The 3,104-nt window shown below is 70.5% G+C and carries 2 protein-coding genes; both read right to left on the bottom strand.

Annotated features, from left to right (window positions below; translation table 11 throughout):
- Nucleotides 1-423: 423 nt before the first annotated feature.
- On the bottom strand, nucleotides 424-2,700 hold the full coding sequence (gene katG / locus KBX39_RS27440; RefSeq protein ID WP_113972965.1) for a catalase/peroxidase HPI: 2,277 nt from the start codon (nucleotides 2,698-2,700) through the stop codon (nucleotides 424-426).
- 23 nt (nucleotides 2,701-2,723) lie between these two features.
- Nucleotides 2,724-3,104 (bottom strand): Fur family transcriptional regulator (locus KBX39_RS27445; protein ID WP_210873249.1); only part of this gene is annotated, 381 nt, incomplete at its 5' end.

Here is a 3,104-nt window from a genome sequence, read left to right on the forward strand (position 1 = left end):
CGACCGGCACGGCCACGGGGGTGTGGCCTGACGGAAAGCATGGTTGGGGGACCTCTTCCGTGGGTTCGAAAGGGTGAGCGGGGGGGTGGGGCGGCCGTCCCGGGTAGCGAACACGATGCGCCATCCATGAAAGTCTTTGCAAGAGCTTGCGGCAAAGTTTTCGAAACCCGCAGGCAACACGAGTGGGATCAGATCCCCGACCACCAGCGGCGATCCACGCTGGACCGAGCAATCCGGCGCTCGACCGAGATCCCGACGCTCGGGACGAAACAAACCGCTTCGCGGGACGACCGCAACTTCTGAGCAGATTTTCCAACGTTTGCGGGCCGGGTGTGCGCCGCTGATCCCCGACACCCGCCGGACACGGGACGAGCCCCGGTCCGTCGCGGCGCGACGGACCGGGGCTCGCTCGGAGACGGCAGATCAGGCCAGGTCGAAGCGGTCCAGCTCCATGACCTTCGTCCAGGCGGCGACGAAGTCACGCACGAACTTCTCCCGCGCGTCGTCGCTGGCGTAGACCTCGGCGAGGGCCCGCAGCTGCGAGTTGGAGCCGAAGATCAGGTCGACCGCGGTGGCGGTCCACTTGACCTGGTCGGTGGCCAGGTCCCGGATCTCGTACACGTGCTCCTCGGACTCCGACGCCTTCCACCGGGTGCCCGGGGAGAGCAGGTTGACGAAGAAGTCGTTGGTGAGCACGCCGGGCCGGTCGGTGAGCACGCCGTGCGACGCGCCGCCGACGTTGTTGCCGAGCGCGCGCAGACCGCCGACCAGCACGGTCATCTCCGGCGCGGTCAGGTTCAGCATGTACGCCCGGTCGACGAGCAGCACCTCCGGCTGGGTCTTCTCGCCCGGCCGCAGGTAGTTGCGGAACCCGTCGGCGCGCGGCTCCATCACCCGGAACGACTCGACGTCGGTCTGCTCCTGGGTGGCGTCGGTACGCCCCGGGTGGAACGGCACGGTCAGCTCGACGCCAGCGTCGCGCGCCGCCTGCTCGACAGCGGCCGAGCCGGCCAGCACGATCAGGTCGGCGAGGGAGATCTGGGCGCCGCCGGCGGCGTTGAACTCCTGCTGGATGCCCTCCAGCGTGGCCAGCACGGTGGCGAGCTGCTCGGGCTGGTTGACCTCCCAGTTGCGCTGCGGCTCCAGGCGGATCCGCGCGCCGTTGGCGCCACCGCGCTTGTCGGTGGAGCGGTAGCTCGCGGCCGAGGCCCAGGCGGTGGAGACCAGCTGGGCGGTGGTGAGACCGGACTCCAGCACCTTCGCCTTGAGCGCGGCGACGTCGGCGTCGTTCACCAGCTCGTGCGCGACGGCCGGCACCGGGTCCTGCCAGAGCTGGGCCTCCGGCACCCACGGGCCGAGGAAGCGGCTGACCGGGCCCATGTCACGGTGCAGCAGCTTGTACCAGGCCTTGGCGAACGCCAGCGCGAACTCGTCCGGGTTCTCCAGGAACCGGCGGGAGATCTTCTCGTACGCCGGGTCGACGCGCAGCGACAGGTCGGTCGTCAGCATCGTCGGCTTGTGCTTCTTCGACGGGTCGTGGGCGTCCGGGATGATCGCCTCGGCGTCCTTGGCGACCCACTGCTTGGCGCCACCCGGGCTGGTGGTCAGCTCCCACTCGTAGCCGAAGAGGATCTCGAAGAACCGGTTGGACCACTGCGTCGGCTTGTCGGTCCACGTCACCTCGAGACCGCTGGTGATCGTGTCGCCGCCCTTGCCCTCGCCGTACGTGCTGAGCCAGCCCAGACCCTGCGCCTCCAGCGGCGCGGCCTCCGGCTCGGGGCCGACGTGCTGGTCGGCGGGGCCCGCGCCGTGGGTCTTGCCGAAGGTGTGGCCGCCGGCGATCAGCGCGACGGTCTCCTCGTCGTTCATCGCCATCCGGCGGAACGTCTCGCGGATGAAGTGCGCCGCCGCGAGCGGGTCGGCGTTGCCGCGCGGGCCCTCCGGGTTGACGTAGATCAGACCCATCTCGGTCGCGCCGACGCCGGCCACCATCTCCTTCTCGGAGGCGTAGCGCTCGTCGCCGAGCCAGGCGTCCTCGGGGCCCCAGAAGATCTCCTCCGGCTCCCAGACGTCCTCACGACCGAAGCCGAAGCCGAAGGTCTTGAAGCCCATCGACTCCAGCGCGACGTTGCCGGCGAGCACCAGCAGGTCGGCCCAGGAGATCTTCTGGCCGTACTTCTGCTTGACCGGCCAGAGCAGCCGGCGGGCCTTGTCCAGGTTGGCGTTGTCCGGCCAGCTGTTCAGCGGGGCGAACCGCTGACCGCCGTCGCCGGCGCCACCGCGGCCGTCCTCGATGCGGTAGGTGCCCGCGGCGTGCCAGCTCATCCGGATCATCAGGCCGCCGTAGTGGCCGAAGTCGGCCGGCCACCAGTCCTGCGAGGTGGTGAGGACCTCGGTGATGTCCCGCTTGAGCGCCTCGACGTCGAGCTTGGCGAACTCCCGGGCGTAGCTGAACTCCGGGCCGAGCGGGTTGCCCTTGTCCGAGTGGGCGTGCAGCACCGACAGGTCGAGCTGGTTGGGCCACCAGTCACGGTTGCTGCGCGGACGACCGCCGGTCTTCGGGGTCGGCGAGTCGATCGCCGGGTTCTCGCTCTCGCTGCCGTGCGCGGTCACGGAGTCGTGCGCGACCGGGCAGCCGGCCGCCTCCTTCGCGTCCACGCCCTGCGGGCTGACGGGCCGGTTGTCCTGGGTGTCGCTCATCTGTTTCCTTCCGAACTGGCGGATCACTGGGCGGTGCGGTCGGCCGCGCAGCCGGGGCAGGCGCCCCAGTAGACGACCTCCGCCTCGTCCACCACGAAACCGTGGTCGTCGGAGGCGGTGAGACAGGGGGCGCTGCCGACGGCACACTCGACGTCGGCGATGGCGCCGCAGGAACGGCACACGACGTGATGGTGGTTGTCTCCCACCCGAGACTCGTAGCGGGCCGTGGCGCCGGCCGGCTGGATGCGCCGGATCAGCCCGGCGTCGGTGAGGGCCCGCAGCACATCGTAGACCGCCTGGTGGGACACGGTGGGCTGCTCCGCGCGGACCAGCGCGATCACGGTGTCGGTATCGACGTGCGGGTGGTCGCGCAACGCCGCGAGCACCGCCAGCCGGGGCCGGGT

The organism is Micromonospora sp. D75 (assembly GCF_018070405.1).
GTDB lineage: Bacteria > Actinomycetota > Actinomycetes > Mycobacteriales > Micromonosporaceae > Micromonospora > Micromonospora chalcea.